This is a genomic window from Mycobacterium sp. ELW1 (genome assembly GCF_008329905.1).
Taxonomy (GTDB): Bacteria; Actinomycetota; Actinomycetes; order Mycobacteriales; family Mycobacteriaceae; genus Mycobacterium.
Genome location: NZ_CP032155.1, coordinates 1,526,905 through 1,545,431 on the forward strand (window position 1 = coordinate 1,526,905; position 18,527 = coordinate 1,545,431).

General features: G+C 68.5%; 18 protein-coding genes and 1 pseudogene. 6 read left to right on the forward strand and 13 right to left on the reverse strand.

All coding sequences use genetic code 11. The features are described from left to right. Positions 1-444 carry a PPOX class F420-dependent oxidoreductase gene (locus D3H54_RS07195; RefSeq protein WP_149378469.1) on the forward strand — a complete coding sequence of 148 codons (444 nt, stop codon included), beginning with the start codon at positions 1-3 and terminating at the stop codon, positions 442-444. Between the two features lie 59 nt (positions 445-503). After that, a complete protein-coding gene (locus D3H54_RS07200; protein WP_102809812.1) occupies positions 504-680 on the forward strand; it encodes a DUF5302 domain-containing protein in 177 nt (58 codons plus the stop codon). Between the two features lie 10 nt (positions 681-690). Here the strand turns inward: D3H54_RS07200 and D3H54_RS07205 are convergent, their stop codons facing one another. From D3H54_RS07205 to D3H54_RS07245, 9 genes and pseudogenes are all read right to left on the reverse strand, one after another. Then, a complete protein-coding gene (locus D3H54_RS07205; RefSeq protein WP_149378470.1) occupies positions 691-1,668 on the reverse strand; it encodes an IS481 family transposase in 978 nt (325 codons plus the stop codon). 103 nt (positions 1,669-1,771) lie between these two features. Then, positions 1,772-2,974 (reverse strand): MFS transporter, encoded by a 1,203-nt coding sequence (locus tag D3H54_RS07210; protein WP_149378471.1) that lies wholly within the window; start codon positions 2,972-2,974, stop codon positions 1,772-1,774. A 66-nt stretch (positions 2,975-3,040) separates the two neighbouring features. After that, positions 3,041-4,675, reverse strand: a complete 1,635-nt coding sequence (locus D3H54_RS07215; protein WP_149378472.1) for a monocarboxylic acid transporter — start codon at positions 4,673-4,675, stop codon at positions 3,041-3,043. Beyond that, a complete protein-coding gene (locus D3H54_RS07220) occupies positions 4,672-5,022 on the reverse strand; it encodes a DUF485 domain-containing protein (RefSeq protein ID WP_149378473.1) in 351 nt (116 codons plus the stop codon). The genes D3H54_RS07215 and D3H54_RS07220 overlap by 4 nt, the downstream gene beginning before the upstream one ends. 166 nt (positions 5,023-5,188) lie before the next feature. Next, complete coding sequence (locus D3H54_RS07225; protein ID WP_149378474.1) at positions 5,189-6,919, reverse strand: sodium/solute symporter; 1,731 nt, start codon at positions 6,917-6,919, stop codon at positions 5,189-5,191. Beyond that, positions 6,916-7,296: a hypothetical protein gene (locus D3H54_RS07230; protein WP_149378475.1), complete on the reverse strand. Its 381-nt coding sequence runs from the start codon at positions 7,294-7,296 to the stop codon at positions 6,916-6,918. Before D3H54_RS07230 ends, D3H54_RS07225 begins: the two co-directional genes overlap by 4 nt. Next, on the reverse strand, positions 7,289-8,068 hold the full coding sequence (locus tag D3H54_RS07235; RefSeq protein WP_149378476.1) for a LytR/AlgR family response regulator transcription factor: 780 nt from the start codon (positions 8,066-8,068) through the stop codon (positions 7,289-7,291). The genes D3H54_RS07230 and D3H54_RS07235 overlap by 8 nt, the downstream gene beginning before the upstream one ends. An 8-nt stretch (positions 8,069-8,076) precedes the next feature. Continuing rightward, positions 8,077-9,258 carry a sensor histidine kinase gene (locus tag D3H54_RS07240; protein WP_149378477.1) on the reverse strand — a complete coding sequence of 394 codons (1,182 nt, stop codon included), beginning with the start codon at positions 9,256-9,258 and terminating at the stop codon, positions 8,077-8,079. Between the two features lie 13 nt (positions 9,259-9,271). Continuing rightward, positions 9,272-9,358, reverse strand: a pseudogene (locus D3H54_RS07245) (DUF732 domain-containing protein); the annotation flags it as partial. A gap of 95 nt (positions 9,359-9,453) precedes the next feature. On the opposite strand from D3H54_RS07245, the gene D3H54_RS07250 reads away from it, so the two are divergent. Beyond that, positions 9,454-10,029, forward strand: coding sequence for an HhH-GPD-type base excision DNA repair protein (locus D3H54_RS07250; RefSeq protein ID WP_149378478.1), 576 nt, complete (start codon positions 9,454-9,456; stop codon positions 10,027-10,029). Positions 10,030-10,072: 43 nt separating this feature from the next. Then, positions 10,073-10,219, forward strand: a complete 147-nt coding sequence (locus D3H54_RS07255) for a hypothetical protein (RefSeq protein ID WP_005147085.1) — start codon at positions 10,073-10,075, stop codon at positions 10,217-10,219. Positions 10,220-10,291: 72 nt separating this feature from the next. Here D3H54_RS07255 and D3H54_RS07260 read toward each other — a convergent pair whose 3' ends face one another. From D3H54_RS07260 to D3H54_RS07270, 3 genes are all read right to left on the reverse strand, one after another. Further along, positions 10,292-11,692: a wax ester/triacylglycerol synthase family O-acyltransferase gene (locus D3H54_RS07260; protein WP_149378479.1), complete on the reverse strand. Its 1,401-nt coding sequence runs from the start codon at positions 11,690-11,692 to the stop codon at positions 10,292-10,294. A gap of 62 nt (positions 11,693-11,754) precedes the next feature. Further along, entirely contained in the window at positions 11,755-12,852 is a 1,098-nt protein-coding gene (locus tag D3H54_RS07265; protein ID WP_432246509.1) for an Rv1157c family protein, read from the reverse strand. Positions 12,853-12,866: 14 nt separating this feature from the next. Continuing rightward, complete coding sequence (locus D3H54_RS07270; RefSeq protein WP_149378480.1) at positions 12,867-13,469, reverse strand: hypothetical protein; 603 nt, start codon at positions 13,467-13,469, stop codon at positions 12,867-12,869. 212 nt (positions 13,470-13,681) lie between these two features. Between D3H54_RS07270 and D3H54_RS07275 the strand changes: the two genes are divergently transcribed. After that, complete coding sequence (locus tag D3H54_RS07275; protein ID WP_286199156.1) at positions 13,682-14,860, forward strand: mannosyltransferase; 1,179 nt, start codon at positions 13,682-13,684, stop codon at positions 14,858-14,860. Here D3H54_RS07275 and D3H54_RS07280 read toward each other — a convergent pair. Beyond that, positions 14,835-15,122, reverse strand: a complete 288-nt coding sequence (locus tag D3H54_RS07280; protein ID WP_149378482.1) for a 4a-hydroxytetrahydrobiopterin dehydratase — start codon at positions 15,120-15,122, stop codon at positions 14,835-14,837. The two genes, D3H54_RS07275 and D3H54_RS07280, sit on opposite strands and share 26 nt — an antisense overlap. Positions 15,123-15,296: 174 nt before the next feature. On the opposite strand from D3H54_RS07280, the gene D3H54_RS31110 reads away from it, so the two are divergent. Continuing rightward, on the forward strand, positions 15,297-18,527 hold the full coding sequence (locus D3H54_RS31110; protein WP_168214803.1) for an Ig-like domain-containing protein: 3,231 nt from the start codon (positions 15,297-15,299) through the stop codon (positions 18,525-18,527).

Here is an 18,527-nt window from a genome sequence, read left to right on the forward strand (position 1 = left end):
ATGTCCCGTCAGGTGTTCGACGACAAACTGCTGGCGGTGATCGCGGGCAACTCACTGGGCGTGCTCGCGACCATCAAACGTGACGGCCGCCCGCAGCTGTCCAACGTGACGTATCACTTCGACCGGCGCAATCTCGTCGTCGAAGTGTCCATCACCGAACCGCGCGCCAAGACCCGCAATCTGCGCCGCGACCCGCGGGCCTCGATCCTGGTGTCCTCCGACGACGGCTGGTCCTATGCCGTCGCCGACGGCAACGCCACCCTCACTCCGCCCGCCGCGGAACCACACGATGACACCGTCGAAGCGCTCGTCGCGCTGTATCGCAACGTCGCCGGTGAGCATCCGGACTGGGACGACTACCGACGCGCCATGGTCACCGACCGCCGGGTGCTGCTGAAGCTGCCGATCTCGCACCTCTACGGAATGCCGCCCGGCATCCGCTGACTTGCACGTTTATGCGCGGCCTTCGGCCGTGGGTTCCGGCGCCGCGTTAGTCTGACCGCATGGCCGAATCAGAGTCCGAACCGCAGGACGACAACAAGCGCAAGTTCCGTGAGGCGCTGGAGCGCAAGAAGGCGAAGTCGGCGGGCGGCTCAGCGCACACGGACAGCGGGCCCAAGCAGCCCCGCTCGCACGGGCCGGTGGAGAACCGGCGGGAATTCCGCCGCAAGAGCGGCTAGCTGTACTCGGTTAGGACGTTGGTGTCAGTCTGCTGATCGGTGGTTGGCCTCCGATAGCTGAGTGGCGTCGTTGATTGTTGTAGTCCTCGAGCCACGGGGCAAGGGCGGCAGTGCGGGCGGCGTTGGTGGTGAATATCTGCCGGTAGGCCCATTCGGTCTGCAGTGTGCGGTTGTAGCGCTCCACCTTTCCGTTTTGCCAGGGGCAGTGCGGCTTGATGAAGACGTGTTTGGCGCCCAGGTTTGCGATGACTGCGGCGACATCGGCGGAACGCCGATAGCTCCAGTGGTTGTCGGTGATGACTCGCTCGATGGTCGAGATCCCGTGGGTTCTGAAGTACTCGGCGGCTCTGGCCAGAAACCCACCGCAGGTCGCGCCCTTTTCGTCGGGCAAGATCTCTGAGTACGCCAGCCGCGAATGGTCGTCGACAGCGGAGTGCACGTAGTCGAACCCGATGCGCGCGTTCTTACGGGCGGCGGTGTCGCCCATCTTTTTGCCGTGTGCCTTCCAGCCACCCCCGTCGGGGATGCGCCCAATCTTCTTGACGTCCATGTGAATCAGTTCGCCGGGGTGCGCCCGCTCGTAGCGCACCGCGGTTGTCTTCGATGCCCGGATTACCTCACCGGTCAGCGGGTCACAATCCCGCAGATACGGCATCTGGCGACGGCGCAAGATCGCCGACACCGTCCGGGCCGGCAGACCCAACTCGGCGGCGATCCAGTCCTGACCCCGCCTGCTGGTGCGGCGCAGCTCTATCACCGCATCTTCAACCACAGATGGTGTGCGACGTGGGCATCGACGCGGTCGTGAGGACCGATCCGACAGGCCGGCAAAGCCTTCAGCGTGGAACCGGCGAACCCACCGGTGAGCGCACTGGCGAGAAACTCCCAGTTCGGCGGCGACATGAGACACCGGACGGTGTCCCTCAACGATCCGCTCAACGAGCAGCAGACGACCATGAACGGTCAAACGGGCATTAGCGTGGGACACGAGGACCTCCGTGGACTGGTGAAGACGTCAGACATCTCCACTAAGCCCGGAGGTCCTCCCTACAGCAATAGCGATCCGTCACCAATGTCTAAGCCGAGTACAGCTAGCCGGCGGCCTGCTCGGAAACCTCTGCCGCAGGACGTGATTCCTGCCAGAGAATGGCCGCCAGACACGCCAGGGCCAGCACCCCGACGCCGATCGCGAACATGGTGCCCCCGGTGCGTAGCCCCCACGCCTGCGCGGCGAAACCCTCCCCGATCACCGGGATCGAAATCGCGACGTAGGCGACCACGAAATAGGTGGAGCTGACCTCGGCTCGCCGCTCCGCCGGGGTACGTTCGGCGACCGCGGCCAAGCCGCGGCTGAAGCTGATGCCTTGACCGACGCCGGCGACCACGGCCGCGGCGATCAGGCCGACCAGCGACGAATAGTGCAGGGCGACAACCAGAATGCCCATGCCGACCGCGAGGATGGCGCAGCCCAGCGCCACCGCACGCTGCGGCTCGATACGGGTTCCGGCGATCTGCGCGATCGCCGAGGCGCCGAAGATCGAGCCGGCCATCACACCGGCCAGCGCATGGTTCCCGATCCCGATGACGTTGGTCAGCAGCGACGGCGCCACCGAGGTGAACAGCCCGGTGACGGCGAAGCCGGCAAAGGCGGCCAGCGCGGCGGTGATGAACACCGATCGCACCTCGGGCGGCACCGAAAGCCGTTGCAGGCCCAGCTTTCCGGTGCGGCTCGACGTCTCGGGCACCGACAGGATCGCGACCGCGGCCAGCACCATCAACCCGATGTGGACGAGGTAGGTGAGCTTCAGTGGGCTCGGCGCGTACTGCGCCAGGATGCCGGCCAGGATGGGCCCGGTGCCGAGGCCGCCGATGTTGGCGATGGTCGCCACCGCCGCCGCGCGGGTCCGCCAGTTCGGCGGCGCCGCTTCGATGACCGCCGCGGTGGCGGTGCCGGTGAAGAGGCCCGCCGACAATCCGGACAGCACCCGGGCCACGAGAAGCTCGGGCACCGAATCCGCGACCAGGAACACCACCGCACTGGCCAGCGCGGCGCCGACGCCGGCCAGCAGCACCGGCCGTCGGCCGATGGCGTCGGACCAGCCGCCGAACACCAGCAGCGCGAACAACACTCCGCCGGCGTACGTGGCGTAGACGACGGTGGTCGTCAGCACAGTGAAGTGCATCTGCTCGGAGTACAGCGCGTACAGCGGGGTCGGCAGCGTGGTGCCCACCATGATCGCGGCGAACGCGTAGGCCAACAGGGCAAAGTCGAAACCCCGCCGGGTTCTGGTCATGTTGTCTTGGAACTCATCGGCACCTAGACACCATTCCCGTCCCCGGCGGGATTCTCACCTCAACATCTAGTGGTGTGTGGCCTTCTCCGCACCCACACCGGTCAGCGACCGGACCTCCATCTCCGCGTTGAGCTCCGGATCACCGGCGTCCTTCGACGTCAGCGTTCCGACGATGCCGAGGATGAACGCCAGCGGGATCGACACGATGCCGGGGTTGGCCAGTGGGAACCAGTCGAAATCGGCGCCGGGGATCATCGCGGTCTTGTTGCCCGAGACGGCCGGCGAGAAGACAATCAGCACCAGGCAGCTGATCAAACCGCCGTACATGCTCCACAGGGCGCCGCGGGTGTTGAACCGCTTCCAGTACAGCGAGTACACGATGGTCGGCAGGTTGGCCGAGGCCGCCACCGCGAACGCCAGCGCCACCAGGAACGCGACGTTCTGGCCGTTGGCCAGGATGCCCAGTCCGATCGCGGCGATACCGAGCACCACTGCGGTGATGCGGGAGACCTTGACCTGTTCCTCCTCGGTCACCTTGTGACTCTTGAGCACGCTGGCATAGACATCGTGGGCGAAGGACGCCGACGCGGTGATGGTGAGACCCGCGACCACGGCCAGGATGGTGGCGAAGGCCACCGCCGAGATGACGCCGAGCAGGATCACCCCGCCGAGCTGGAATGCGAGCAGCGGTGCGGCCGAGTTCTGTCCGCCGGGAGCCGCCAGGATCTTATCGGGGCCGACCATCGCGGCCGCGCCGTAGCCCAGCGCCAGGGTGAACAGATAGAAGGCGCCGATCAACCCGATCGCCCACACCACCGAGCGCCGAGCCTCTTTCGCGGTCGGCACCGTGTAGAAGCGCATCAGCACATGCGGCAGGCCCGCAGTGCCGAGCACCAGCGCCAGCCCCAGTGACAGCAGGTTGATCTTGGAGGTGGTGTTGGCGCCGTACTGGGCGCCGGGGGCCAGCACGTCACGGCTGGCGACACCCTTGGTGGTGGCCTCATGCACCATCTGCTGCGCCGAGCCGAGGATCTCGGAGAAGTTGAACCCGAACTTCACCAGTACCAGAGCGGTCATGATCGCCGCACCGGCGATCAGCAGGACGGCCTTGATGATCTGCACCCAGGTGGTGCCCTTCATGCCGCCGACCAGGACGTAGACGATCATCAGCACGCCGACCACCGCGATGACCAAGGACTGGGCTGTGCGGCCGTGGACGTCGAGCAGCAGCGCGACCAGTCCGCCCGCGCCGGCCATCTGGGCCAGCAGGTAGAACAGTGACACCGTGAGCGTCGAGGTGGCCGCGGCCACCCGCACCGGCCGCTGCTTGAGCCGGAAGCTCAACACATCGGCCATCGTGAATTTGCCGGTGTTGCGCAGCAATTCGGCGACCAGCAGCAGGGCGACCAGCCAGGCCACCAGGAAGCCGATCGAATAGAGGAAGCCGTCATAGCCGTACACCGCGATAGCGCCGGCGATGCCGAGAAAGCTTGCCGCAGAAAGATAGTCACCAGCGATGGCGATGCCGTTCTGCGGTCCGGAGAACGCCCGCCCGCCGGTGAAGAACTCGGTGGCGTTGGTGTTGGTGCGGCTGGCGCGGATCACGATGAACAACGTGATGAGCACGAAGGCCACGAAGATGCTGATGTTGACGACCGGATTGCCGATTCGGGCTGCCTCGGCGAGGACGGTGGTGCTCACTTCGCCGTGCCTTCCATCTCGGTGCGGATGGCCTCGGCGCGCGGGTCGAGTTCCCGATTGGCGAACCGCACGTACAGGCCCGTGATGACGAACGTCGTCACGAACTGGCCCAGACCGATGAGCAGTCCGACGTTGATGTTGCCCCACACCTTGATGGCCATGAAGTCGTGGGCGAAGGCGCCCAGCAGCACATAGGTGGCATACCAGATCAGGAAGAAGACCGTGGTGGGGAACACGAAGCGGCGCAGCGTGCGGCGCAGCTCCTGAAACTCGGGACTGGCCTGCATGGCCAGGTATTGGGCCCCGCTGGGATGGGTCTCCCGTGGCGGCAGGTCGGTTGTGGACACCGCGTGCTCCTCAGCTCGAAAAGGTGTGAACTCCGGTCGTGTTCACAGACTATTGAGAGGTGCATCACAGTCCTAGAGCGCGCACGGACCATGCGTTGAACGGTTGGCGGTCGGCGCTGAACGGTCTCGATTCCCCGGGCCGCTTCGCTCCACCCCGCCGGTCCGCTCAGCCGCGGGGGACTCGTTCCAGACCCATGCCCATGCGCTCCGGCACATGCATGCGGGCGAAGATGCGCGCCACATCGGGGGGCACATCGGTCCGGGTGATGCGGCTGACGAGCACCATCGTCGCGAACGCCAGCGGAACGGTGATGGCGGCGGGGTAGCCGATCAGCGTCGTCAGCCAGCCGCCGAGCACGTCGTCGCCCACCCGGCCGGTGATCGCGACGAGGATGGCCAGACCGGAGGCCAGTGCGCCGACGGCCAACCCGGCGATCGCCCCGGCCGCGGTCAGCCCGCGCCACCAGATGCCGAGGACCAGCAGCGGGCACAGCGTGGACGCGGCGACGGCGAACGCCAGACCCACACCGCGCGACAGCTCCAGGACCGGCGCGACGACCGACAGCGGAATCGGGATGAGGCCGGCGATCAGCGCCACCATCCGGAAGTCGCGGACCCGCCCGCGCAGCACGTCGGTGGACAGCGCGCCGGCGATGCTGACCAGCAGACCGGGCGAGGTCGCCAGGAAGGCCGCGATGGCGCCGGCCGCGACCAGCGCGCCGAGCAGTTCGCCGGGCAGCCCGGCGATGGCGGCCGACGGCAGCAGCAGCACCGCGGCGTCGGCCTTGCCGGTGATGAGCAGCTGCGGCACATACAACCGGGCGAACACCCCGAGCAGCACGGGGAACAGATAGAACAGTGACAGTAGGGCGATCACGCTCAGCGCGGTTCGGCGCGCGGCGCGCCCGTCGGTGTTGGTGTAGAAGCGGACCAGCACATGGGGGAGGCCCATCGCGCCGAGGAATGTCGCCACCATGATGGAAAACACTTGGTAGAGAGGATGTTTCCCACCCAATCCACCGCCGCTGACGATCCACGCCGAGCCGTCGGCGGGTGCGCCGACGACGACGGGGGTCTGAGCTCCGGCAGCCAGCGTCAGCTTGCTGCCCTTCTGCAGTTGGTATTCGCCGGAACTGGGCAGGGTGCCGCTGTGGGTCGGGCCGTTCACCGTCACACCGGCCGGGTCGGCGACCGTGACGACCACGTCGGTGTCGATGCTGACGACGGTCGGCTGGTCCACCGTGGGCGGGAGCGGACCGCCGAGTGCGGGGTGTTCGTGTCCGAAGTGCATGAGCAGCGCCAGCGCGGGCACCGCGACCGCGGTCAGCTTCAGCCAGTACTGGAACGCCTGGACGAACGTGATCGAGCGCATGCCGCCGCCGACGACGTTGGCGATCACGATCCCGCCGACCGCCAGCGGGCCGATCCAAACCGGCACGCCGAGAAGGGCTTTCAGGGCAAGTCCGGCGCCCTGATATTGGGGGATCAGGTAGAAGATGCAGACGGTGACGACTACGAGCATCGCGACCCGGCGCACCCTCGGCGACCCGAGCCGGAACTCCGCGAAATCCGGCACGGTGTAGGCGCCGGAGCGGCGCAGGGGAGCGGAGACGAACAGCAACAGACCAAGGTAGCCCGCGGTGAAGCCGACCGGGTACCACAGCGCGTCGGCGCCGTACTTGGCGATCAAACCGGCGACCCCGAGAAACGAGGCCGCGGAGAGGTATTCACCCGAGATCGCGGCGGCGTTCCATCGTGGGCCAACGGTACGGGACGCCACCAGGAAGTCGGATGTGGTGCGCGAGAGCCGGACACCGTAGGCGCCGACGGCCACCGTCGCCACCGCCGCGGCCAGCAAGCCGCCTGCGGTCAGTGCCGTCGCCGTCGGCCCGCTCATGGCGGACTCTCATCGTCGACGACGCCCATGAAGTCTCGCTCACCTTGTTCGGCCAGCTTGATGAACAGCCGGCCGATCGCGTAGAGCGCGGGATAGACCAGGACCGCCAGGGTCAACCAGTTCAGCCGAACCCCGAATATGGTGGCGGCGGACAGTTCTGGGAACACCGCGTTGATCAAGGGCAGTGCCGCCATCCCGCCGGCCACCAGGGCGGCCAGTCGCAGCGCCAGACCGAGCTGGGCGCGCATCAGTCCGCGCACCAGCGCGTCCCCGACCTCGGTCTGCTCCTGCACCTCCACGCGGGTGTGCACCAGGCGGCTGCCGCGCCGGTGGGCCAGCACCACACGCTCGCGCTGCGGGCGACCCGGCCTAGTCATCGGCCGTCCCCGGCCGGAAGGTCCGCATCGGATCACGGATCAGCCGGTCGCGCAGTTCGCGGGCCTGGCGGCGGCTGACCGGAAGCTCGACCGGCGCCGACGCCCCGTTGGCCCGCAATCGCACCATCGTCGAGGCGCCGGAGGTGCGCAGCCCGGTCACCATGTTCAGCGCGACGAGATATGACCTGTGCACCCGCTGGAACCCGCGGCTGCGCCAGCGGTCCTCCAAGGTGCTCAATGGAATCCGCACCAGATGCGAGCCGGAGGCGGCGTGCAGGCGGGCGTAGTCGCCTTCGGCCTCGACCCAGCCGATGGTGTCGCAGCGCACCAACTGGGTGACCCCGCCGAGCTCGACCGGGATGGTGTCGGCCTGCGGTTCGTCGGCAGGCGGGGCCGGCTCTGCGGCGCGTGCGGACACCACCCGCCGGACCGCCTCGTCGAGTCGCTCCGTGCGGATCGGTTTGAGCAGATAGTCCAGCGCGCCCACCTCGAAGGCCGCCAGCGCCTTGTCATCGTGCGCGGTCACGAACACGACAGCAGGTGGGTGAGCGAAATTGCCCAGCACACTGGCCAATTCGAGTCCGGAGAGCCCCGGCATGTTGATGTCGAGGAAGATCGCGTCCACGGTGCGCTCGTTGATGATGCGCAACGCCGACGTGGCATCGCCGGCGCCGGTCACCTCGGCGACGTCGGGATGCTCGCCGAGCAGGTAGGTGAGCTCGTCGAGCGCCGGGGCCTCGTCGTCGACCGCCAGCACCCACAGCCCTGCCATGGTTCTCCTTAAACCCGTACGCCCGCGCGGAACTTGGGCACCCGCATGATCACCTTCGTGCCCGCACCCGGGGCGGTCTCGACCACCAGACCGTAGTCGTTGCCGAACGCCGCGCGCAGGCGATGGTCGACATTGCTCAGCCCGACGTGGGCGGCCTGCTCCCCGTCGCCCAGAACGTCGCCGTGCCCGGAGCGCAACGTCTCGGGGTCCATGCCGATGCCGTCGTCCTCCACGCTGATGACGCAGTCGGAACCCTCATTGCGAGCGATGATTTCGATCGATCCGGCCTGCCGCCCGGCCAGACCGTGGCGCACCGCGTTCTCGACCAGCGGCTGCAGCGCCAGGAAGGGCACCACGACGGTCAGCACCTCGGGAGCGATCTGCAGGGTCACCGAGAGATTCGGCCCGAACCGGGCCCGTTCGAGGGTGAGGTATCGATCGATGTTGCGCAGCTCGTCGGCCAGCACCGTGTACGGGCCCGCGGAGCGGAACGAGTAGCGGGTGAAGTCGGCGAACTCCAGGATGAGGTCGCGGGCCCGGTCGGGGTCGGTGCGGACGAACGAGGCAATCGTGTTGAGCGCGTTGTAGATGAAGTGCGGGCTGATCTGCGCGCGCAGCGCCAGCACCTCGGCGCGGTCGAGGCGGGCCCGCGACGCGTCGAGCTCGGCCAGCTCGAGCTGGCTGGCGGCGTACCGCGCGACCTCGGCGACCGCACCCAGCATGCCCGGCGACGGTTCGGCGGTGTTGACCACGACGAGCACGCCGATCACCATGTCGTCGTCGTCGAGCAGCGGCTGGGCCACCACCGCGGGGGTCTGATCGCGGGCGAGCACCCGGCGCTGCCCGGAGATCGCGTCCCTGGCCGTGTGGTGACAGACCTCGAGGATGGCCGGCGTCCACACCGCGGCACCGGGCGGATCGATTGCCAGCAGGGCGGTGTCGCCGTCGTAGAGCGCGACACCGTCCGAGCCGGTGAGCCCCCGCAGGTGCGGGGCAGCGCCCGTCGCGGAGTCGGCGTTCAGGCCTTTGCGCAGCGAGCGCGCCGCCAGCGACGCGGTGTGCAGCGCGGCGTGCACCGTCCGCTCGGCCGGTGTGGTGACCACGCTGCGGGTCAGTACGGCGATCGCGCCGACGATCAATGCGACCGCGGCGAGCGCGACGGCCAGCGCGAGCGCTACCGCACCCGACATGTCGGCGCCTCGCTTACTGGACGGGGCAGATCACGCCTTGCGCCGCCAGCTCCAGGCCGATGTATCCCGGTATGCCGCCGATGCATGCCTGATGCGCGACCGCAGGAGCAATCACCCGTCTCATGCGTTCACGATTGCACACCTGAGCGGCCCAGATACCCGAACCGATCCGATCGTCGTCCTAGACTGTCGGCCATGGCGAGATTGCAGCTCACCGGAGATCCCGCGTCCGACGATCTGTTGAGTGAGGATCCGTTCGCGCTATTGACCGGCATGCTGCTTGATCAGCAGATCCCGATGGAGACGGCGTTCGCCGGGCCCCGCAAGATCGCCGAGCGGATCGGCGGTATCGACCCCCGGCTGATCGCCGACTGCGACCCCGAGCAGTTCACTGAAGAGTTCTCGAAAACACCTGCCGTGCACCGGTTTCCGGGATCGATGGCCAAGCGTGTGCAGGACCTGGCCCGCGAGATCGTCGACCGCTACGACGGCGACGCCGCGCAGCTGTGGCTCGACGGCGATCCCGACGGCGCCGAGGTCCTGCGCAGGCTGAAGGCGCTGCCCGGCTTCGGTGAGCAGAAGGCCAAGATCTTCCTGGCCCTGTTGGGCAAGCAGTACGGCGTCACCCCGAAGGGCTGGCGCGAGGCGGCCGGTGACTACGGCAAGGCCGGCACCCACATGTCGATCGCCGATGTGGTCGACAAGGGGTCGCTGGACGAGGTCAGGGCGTACAAGAAGAAGATGAAGGCCGCAGCGAAGGCGAAAGCCTGAGTCATAGAGTGGGCGAAGGCGAAGGCCGGATAACGGAGGATCCATGAAGACTCACATCAATTGCCCGTGTGGCGAAGCGATCAGCGCCAAGGACGAGGACGAACTCGTCGACCTCACCAAGCAGCACCTCGCCGCGGCGCACCCCGGCATGGATTACGGCCGGGACGAAATCCTGTTCATGGCCTACTAGGCACTGTCATCGAACCAGAACTGAGAGCGACGTTTCGCCGAAATTTTCGCTCTCAGTTCTATCTCGATGCGCTCAGGCCACCCCGACGGCGGCCTCGAGTTCCGCGAGCGCGGTGTCGGTCAGCGGAATGAGGTCGTCGACGTCGGCCATCACCTCACGGTCGGCGATGTACCCGACGCCGATTCGGTCGGCGTAGGAGCACAACGTCACGTTGAGCGCCATCCCGTCGTACACCACGGACACCGGATAGATCTCGTCGACGCTGGCGCCGTTGAGGTAACTCTGCCTGGGCGGCCCCGGCACGTTCGAGATCGGCAGGTTGTAACTGGGCCGCACCCATGAGCTGAAGGGCAGCAGCGGAGCCAGCGCCGTCGGCACGACAGCCGGCATGAGGACCATCAGCATCGCGCCCGGGCCCCGAGCCGCAACCTGGTGCTTGACCCCTGCCATCGCCTCGTGGATCAGCCGCAGCCGCTCCGCCGGGTCATCGCGGTTCGTGGCCAGCGGGCACAGCCCGAGCCCGAACTGGTTGCCGTGCCCGTTGTCGCCGGCGTCCGCGTCGCGATCGCGCACCGTCACCGGGCACAGCGCCACCAGCGACTGTTCGGGCAGTTCGTCCTGTGCGGTCAGCCACTCCCGCAGCACACCGGCGACCAACGCCGTCACGACGTCGTTGCCGGTGACACCGGCTACGTGCTGGATGGCGCGAATTCTGTTGTGGTCCAGGCTGGTTGCCGCAAAGGCCCGCTGGTGACCCAGCTTGGTGTTGAACCGGGTGTGCGGTGCGCCGAACGGCGCCGCGATCGTGGGCGTGATCAGTCCGCCGACCAGGGTGGTCACTTCCGCCGATGCGACGTTGCGGGCCAGACTCAATCCGGACGCCGCGACACCCGCGACGTCACGCACCACCGACAGCGGATTGAGACCGCGGCGGCGGGGCGGTTCGGGCGGCGAGGCGTCGGCGTAGAACGGCGGCATGTCGCGCCGGTCCGGATCTTCCGAGAGCGAATCGGCGACCATCTTCAGGCCCGCGACGCCGTCGATCACGATGTGATGGATCTTGATGTACAGGGCGAACCGGCCACCCTCCAGCCCGTCGATCAGATACGCCATCCACATCGGCGCCGACCGGTCGAGCGGCTCGGCGTGCAACTCCGACACCAGCTCCCACAGTTCCGTGGTGCCCGCATCGGGCGGCAATGTCAGCCGGTGCAGGTGGTGGCCCATGTCCAGCTCGTCGACTTCGCGCCACACCCACAAGCCGCCGGTGTCCACGCCGCGGTGCGGGCGCCGGCGCAGCCGCGGGTCGACCGGGTCGGAGGCGGTCAGGGCTTGGTCGTAGAGCTCGTCGACGAAGGTCGTGCTCGAGGTCCCGCTCGGCGGGGTCATGATCAGCGCGACGGCGACGTGCATCGGGCTGGAGATCAGCTCAGCCGTCAGCATCATCGCGTCAAGTGGGTCGAGCGTCTCCATGTGGTACCGACCCCCGTCGGGTTGGAATGCCGATCCCCAACCCTAGCGCGGCTTTTCGCGCCTCAGGGGACGACGGTGGAACCGATGGTCGGCATGAAGGTGCACTGCTTGTCGACAGTGGTGACCTGGCCGAAGATCGTCGACATGATGCTGCCGGAGCCGGTGTCGGCGATGGCGGTCAGCGTGGTCGGGCCCGCGGAGTTGATGTCCGGGTTGGGCTTCAGCGTGACGCTGCCCGACTTGCCGCTGGTCAGGTTGACCCAGGTGACGTTGAGGGGGAGCTTCTGCTCGGCGGCGGGGGCGGGAGTGCCGACCGCGGTGAAGACGTAGGCGGTCTGCCCGGCGGCCGGACCCGGGGTCGGGATCTTGGCCGGCCCGGCGACGGAGATCGCGGTCGCGATCACATTGCCGCCGTCCTTGAGGCAGCCGTTGCTGATCGACGGATACATGAAGTCCTGGGTCGGCGGGCTGGCCGGGTCGTAGTTCGGCGGAGTCGCCGCCGCGGGCGCCGGGGCCGGCGTGGCGACGTTGATCGAGTTACCGGCCGGCGTCGCCGACGGGGTGGGCGGGGCGGCCGGGTTCACGACGGTCACCGGGGTGGGGACCTCGGGCAGTGCCTCCGGTGCCGGGCCGACGGCATGCGCAGGGTCGATGCCGACCGGCAGATGTGCTTCGGTGCCGAAGATCGAGCTGGGTGCGGCGCCATCGGGCAGATGTTCAGGCAGGGGGACAGGGCCGTTACCCGTGCCGGGCGTCAGCAACGGCGTGGTGCCGTGCGCGACGCCGAGCGCCTGGGGGGCGGCGGGGGGAGCCGCCGCAGGCAACGCGGCCGACGGGCCGGCGGCCCCGCCCTCCTGCACGAACTTGGTCACTTGCTGGGCCAGCGCCGCCGAGCCGCCCGGCGTGGTGGCACCACCAGCGAGTTGCGAAGCCGCCGCGAGCAGCAGCGACTGCGCCGATGAGGGGTTCCCCGCGGCCTGCTGGACAACCGGGCCGAGCATCTGCATGGCGTCGAGGCCGGGCAGCTGGCCGGGATCCAGCGGGATGGCCGGATCCGCGGCCGCGACCGGGCTGAACGCCAGGTTGGTCGCGGCCACGAACGCGGCGGTGGTCAGCCCGATAGCCATTTTGGCGATCTGCGGCACGGTGAACTCCCTCATCGGGTGGTGGTTGGTCAGGGCAGAGCGGACAGCGGCAGCAGCTGGCCGAGGCCGGCGCCACCCGGGGTGGTCGGCGCGACCGGGCCGCTGGCCGGCGGTACCCCGGCCGGTCCGGCAACCCCGGTCGCCACGGGGGCGATGGGGGCCGGGTTACCGACCGACAGGCTGTCGCCGACCTTGACCGGGAACGGCATGTCCGTCGGCGTCAGGCTGCCCAGGTCACCGGGCACTCCGAGCTGATTGAGCAGCGGGGCGACGGCCCCGGTTATCCCGCCCGGTGCAGGAGCCGCCGGTGCGGCCGCGGGGGCGGCCGGGGCCGGCATGCCCGGCAGGGTGGCGGTGGCCGGAGCGCCGCCGATCGGCGAGACCGGCAACGTCGACGGTGCGCCGGTGAGAGCCGACGCGCCGCCGAGAGCGGTCGCGGCGGATTGCAGGATCGCCGCGGCGCTGGCCGGGTTCGTGACGAACTGCTGCAACATGTTCAGTGCGGGCACGCCGGGAACAGCCGGCGAGACACCGGGGTCGGCGGCGGCCGACGGGCTCAGTGCGAGTGCGGCCGAGCACAGCCCGGCAGCCGCAATCGCGTTGGCGGCGAACAACTTTGAAATACGTGACATGGTCATCCCAATCCCTCGATTGCAGGTCTGAACCCGAAGGTAGTCCGTTACTAGAGTTACTCAAGTGACACGTGTGGTGTTTATGCAACCGTTACGGCAGTGATGGTCTTGTGTGATGCGCGGGCCCGTCGCACCGGCCTCGGGTCCGGCGCGCTCACGTGCGCGTAGCGCCTGTCAGCGCGCCGGATTCGCCGCGTCGCTACAGTCGCCACGTGGACACGAAGGCCCGGGCGCGGCCAGCCTGGCTGGCCCCGGTGCTGCTGATCGTCAGCGTGACCGCGCGGCTGGGGTGGACCTACCTGGCGCCCAACGGCGCCAACTTCGTCGACCTCCACGTCTATCTCGGCGGTGCGGGAGCGCTCGACCACCCCGGCACGCTGTACTCCTACGTCTACGCCGACCAGACCCCAGACTTCCCGCTGCCGTTCACCTACCCGCCGTTCGCGGCGCTGGTGTTCTATCCGCTGCACCTGCTGCCGTTCGGACTGGTCGCGTTCTGTTGGCAGCTGGGCATCATCGCCGCGCTGTACGGCGTGGTCCGAGTCAGCCAGCGGCTTCTGGGCACACCCGCCACGGATGGCCGCGCCGTCGCGATGGTGTGGACCGCCGTGGCGATCTGGCTCGAACCGCTGCGCAGCAACTTCGACTACGGCCAGATCAACGTGATCCTGGTGCTGGCGGTCCTCTGGGCGGCCTACAGCACCCGCTGGTGGCTATCGGGTCTGCTGGTCGGACTCGCGGCAGGCATCAAGCTGACACCGGCTGTGACGGGGCTGTACTTCCTGGGCATGCGCCGCTGGGGCGCGGCGGTGTTCTCCGCGGTGGTGTTCTTCGGCACCGTCGGGCTCTCGGTGGCGGTGATCGGTCAGCAGGCCCGCTTCTACTTCACCGACCTGCTCGGTGACGCGCGGCGGGTCGGCCCGATCGGAACCTCGTTCAATCAGTCGTGGCGTGGAGCCATCTCCCGCATCCTCGGCCACGACGCCGGCTACGGACCGGCGGTGCTGGTCGCGATCGTGGTGAGCGCGGTGCTGGCGCTTTTGGCGTGGCGCGCGCTGGACTCGGACCGGCTGGGGTGCCTGGTGGTGGTGCAGCTCTTCGGCCTGCTGATCTCGCCGATCTCGTGGACTCATCACTGGGTGTGGTTGGTGCCGCTGATGATCTGGCTCCTGCACGGGCCGTGGCGAAATCGATTGGGCGCCAAGGTGCTCGGCTATAGCTGGCTGGCACTGACAGTGGTCGGGGTGCCGTGGCTGCTCAGCTTCGCCCAGCCCACGATCTGGCAGATCAGCCGGCCCTGGTACCTGGCGTGGGCGGGGTTGATCTACGCCGTGGCGACGCTGGCCACCCTGGCCTGGATCGCGGCTACACCTCGCCGAGAACCTCGTTGATATCGGCGGCCATCTGTACATCCTTGTCGGTGATCCCGCCTTCGGAGTGCGTGACGAGCACGAAAGTAACTGTGCGCCAACGGATGTCAATGTCGGGATGATGGTCTTTACGCTCGGCGTGTTCGGCGACCCGGCGCACCGCCTCGATCCCGTCCAGGAACGACGGGAACTTCACCGAGCGGCGCAGCGCACCGTCGGCATGCTCCCAGCCGTCGAGCTTCGTGACGGCGGAGTTCACTTCTTCATCGGTCAGCACGGTCATAACGTTCAGTCTTCTCCGGTCTGAACGCTGACGGAAGGCCGGAAGAAAACAGGGACATCTGTCTCAAATTCGGGATTCGTCGCCATAAGTGATGTTAGGTTGCCAAAGTTGCTCGACCTGTCGTCTCAAGAAACGGGACGGGTTCGCATTCGCACGTCAACCTCGGGGGTCTTGATGAATTCCGTTGCGATGTCCACGCTCGCCCGACGGCCCGCGTGGTTGCGGGCACTCCCCGTTGAGTTCGGTGGCTGGCTCGGTGCATCGGCGGTCGCACTCGGCATCGGCGCGGCACTGGCCTCCATGCCCGCTACGGCGTCGGCCGATTCGACCGGCTCGGCCGGTACCAAGGGGCCGAGCACATCGAGCAGCTCCACCAAATCCACCGGACAGCACCGGCCCAACGTCGGCTCCACGCCCTCGGCCGCGGCGAAGGTATCCATGCCGGCCTCGAAGTCGGCCGCTGCCACCGAGGTCGTCACCCCCAAGACCACAGCGGCGGCAAAGGCGACGCTGCCCAGAGCGGCCGCGGTGCCGGGCCTGCCGACGCCGGAAACCGTCGTCGCATTCTTCGTCAGCAACGGGACCGCCGCGCACCCCAATGCCGGGATCATCGCCGGCAACGGCTACTCATGGACGGCTGAGACCTGCACGGGCACCGCTGCGTGCAAGGGCGGCAACGGCGGGTTCTTCGGTGACGGCGGAGCCGGGTTCAACGGCGGCAACGGCGGAGCGGCGGGCGGATTCGGCAACGGCGGCGCCGGCGGCGCAGGTGTGGAAGCCGGCAACGGCGGCAACGGCGGTGCCGGTGGTCTCATCATCGGCAACGGCGGCGCGGGTGGTGGTGGCGGCGAGGCGTTCGCGCAGGGCACCAAGGGCGGCAACGGTGGCGCGGCCGGCATGTTCGGCAACGGCGGCAAGGGCGGCGCGGGCGGTGTCCTCGCCGGCGAAGCCGCGGAGGGCGGTACCGGCGGCCAGGGTGGCAATGGCGGCAATGGCGGCCTGTACTACGGCAACGGTGGCGCTGCGGGCAAGGGCGGCAACGCGATCCCGATCGGCGCGACAGCCGGCGATGGCGGCCACGGTGGCAATACCGGGCTGCTGTCGATCTGGGGCACCGGCGGCGCCGGTGGCGCGGGCGGCGCATCCACCAACGGCGGCAAGGGTGGTGACGGCGGCAGCGGCGGGTTGTTCTCGATCTTCGCCAACGGTGGCGCGGGTGGCGCCGGCGGAACCAGCCCGTACTACGGCGCGACGGGTGACCACGGCGGCGACGGCGGGCACGGCGGCAGCGGCGGGCTGTGGGCGGGCAACGGCGGCGCGGGTGGTGCCGGCGGTTTCGGCGGCGGTGACGGTGGCAACGGCGGAAGTGTCGGCATGTTGTCGGTCTTCGGTCAGGGCGGCAACGGGGGCAACGGTGGCATCGGCCAGACCGGCGTGCCGGGTACCAGCCCGACGATCGGCCCCGTCGACGGCGGTCCCGGTGGGGACGGCGGACCGGGCGGCAAGGGCGGTCGGGGCGGCAACGGGAGCTTCGTCTTCGGAAGCGGCGGCGACGGCGGCGCCGGCGGTCAGGGCGGCTGGGGTGGCCAGGGCGGCAACGCGCGCTACCCCGGAACCGTCGCGGTCGGCGACGGCGCACCGGGCGGTAACGGCGGCGACGGCGGCAACGGTGGTGCCGGCGGAGCATCCGGCGGAGCTGCCGGCGTAGGTCGCTATCTCTTTGTCGTTGCGGCCAACGGCGCCAACGGAATCAGCGGTGCCGGCGGCAACGGCGGCAACGGCGGCGTCGGCAAATGGGGTGGTTACACAACGGATCCCGATGGCAACGGCGGCCTCGGCGGCTACGGCGGCCGGGGTGGTAACGGCGGCGTCGGCGGTGCCGGCGCGGCAGGCGGCCGGGGTGGTACCGGTGGCGCAGGCGGACCGGGCGGCAAAGCCGGAATCAACGGCAACGGCGGGGAAGGCGGCGCCGGTGGTGACGGGGGTACCGGTGGCCAAGGAGGTGCCGGCGGCGGCGACGGCGGCAACGGTGGCTGGGGCGCCGCAGCCGGGTCGGGCGGCGATGGGTTCAACGGCGGCAAGGGCGGCAACGGCGGCTGGGGCGGTGACGGCGGCCAGGGTGGAGTTGGCGGCGGTGACGGCGGCTCGGGCGGCGGCTGGGCCAGCGGTGGCTACGGCGGCTCGGGTCTGCCCGGCGGTAGCGGCGGTGCGGGTGGCATCAACGGTTCGAACGGCAACAATGGCGCACCCGGCCCGGCAGCCACAGCGGCCGCGGTCAGTGACGACATCACCGCACAGCGCGCGGTTGCTCCGTCGGCCAACGCGACGCCGTCCGCCACTCCGATGCAGACGCTGCAATCGATGTGGAGCGATCTGTCTCGCCAGCTGACCTACATTTTCTTCAACCGGGCACCCTCGCTCTCGCCCCAGTACTACAACCAGTCCACCGCCGGGACGATCCGAGTGGACGCCAACGGGGTAAGCAACAACGGCTATGCCGTGACCTACGGCGTGAGCAAGCAGCCCACGCACGGCACGGTCACGTTCGACAACGCCACCGGCCGCTACGTGTACACGCCCAACTCGGAGCTGGTCACCCCCGGCATCACCGATCGGTTCACGATCAGGGTCGACAACGGAACCGCAGCCGATCTGCCTGGCGCACTTGGCATGGTGCAGCAGGCGCTGCACACCATCGCCGTCCGGCTGGGCGTGGCCAAACCCGATACCGTCGAACGCGAAATCGTGGTGACGGTCAAGGGCACCGGCTATTACGGCACTCGCGCCAACAAGGCATGGTGGGTCAAACAGAGTTACAACAACTGCACGCTCATGGCGACAGCGATGGCGATCGGACAGGTCAGCGGAACCGAGCCTTCCGAGGACGAGATGGTGTATCTCGCCAAGACGACCGCCAGTGTCGTCTTTCCGGGTCGTCGGATGTACCTCGACGAGGACATCGCCAATGGCGTGGCGGTCAAGGATGCGGTCCAGCTGATGAACACCAACGCCGATTGGGGCGTCACCGCGACGACCAAGCGATACGGAACCTACGACGAGAACGGCACCAGGATCACCGGAGCCACCGCCGCGGATTCTCAGGTGGCCCTGGGTGATCTGGAAGCCGCACTGGCCGCCGGTAACGCGACGATGGTCACCGTCGACGCGAACATCATCTGGAGCACACAGTCGAAATATCAGTCCTCGGGAACGCCGAACTACACCGCTGCCGTCCATGAGGCGGTCGTGATCGCCGTCGACACGGCGAAGGGTGTCGTGTATTTCAACGACAGCGGACCCGAATACGGCCAGGACATGGCGGTCCCGATCGGCGCCTTCCTCAACGGGTGGCAGAACAATGACTACGAGCTGACCATCGTCAAGGCGAAACCCGCCACGACATAA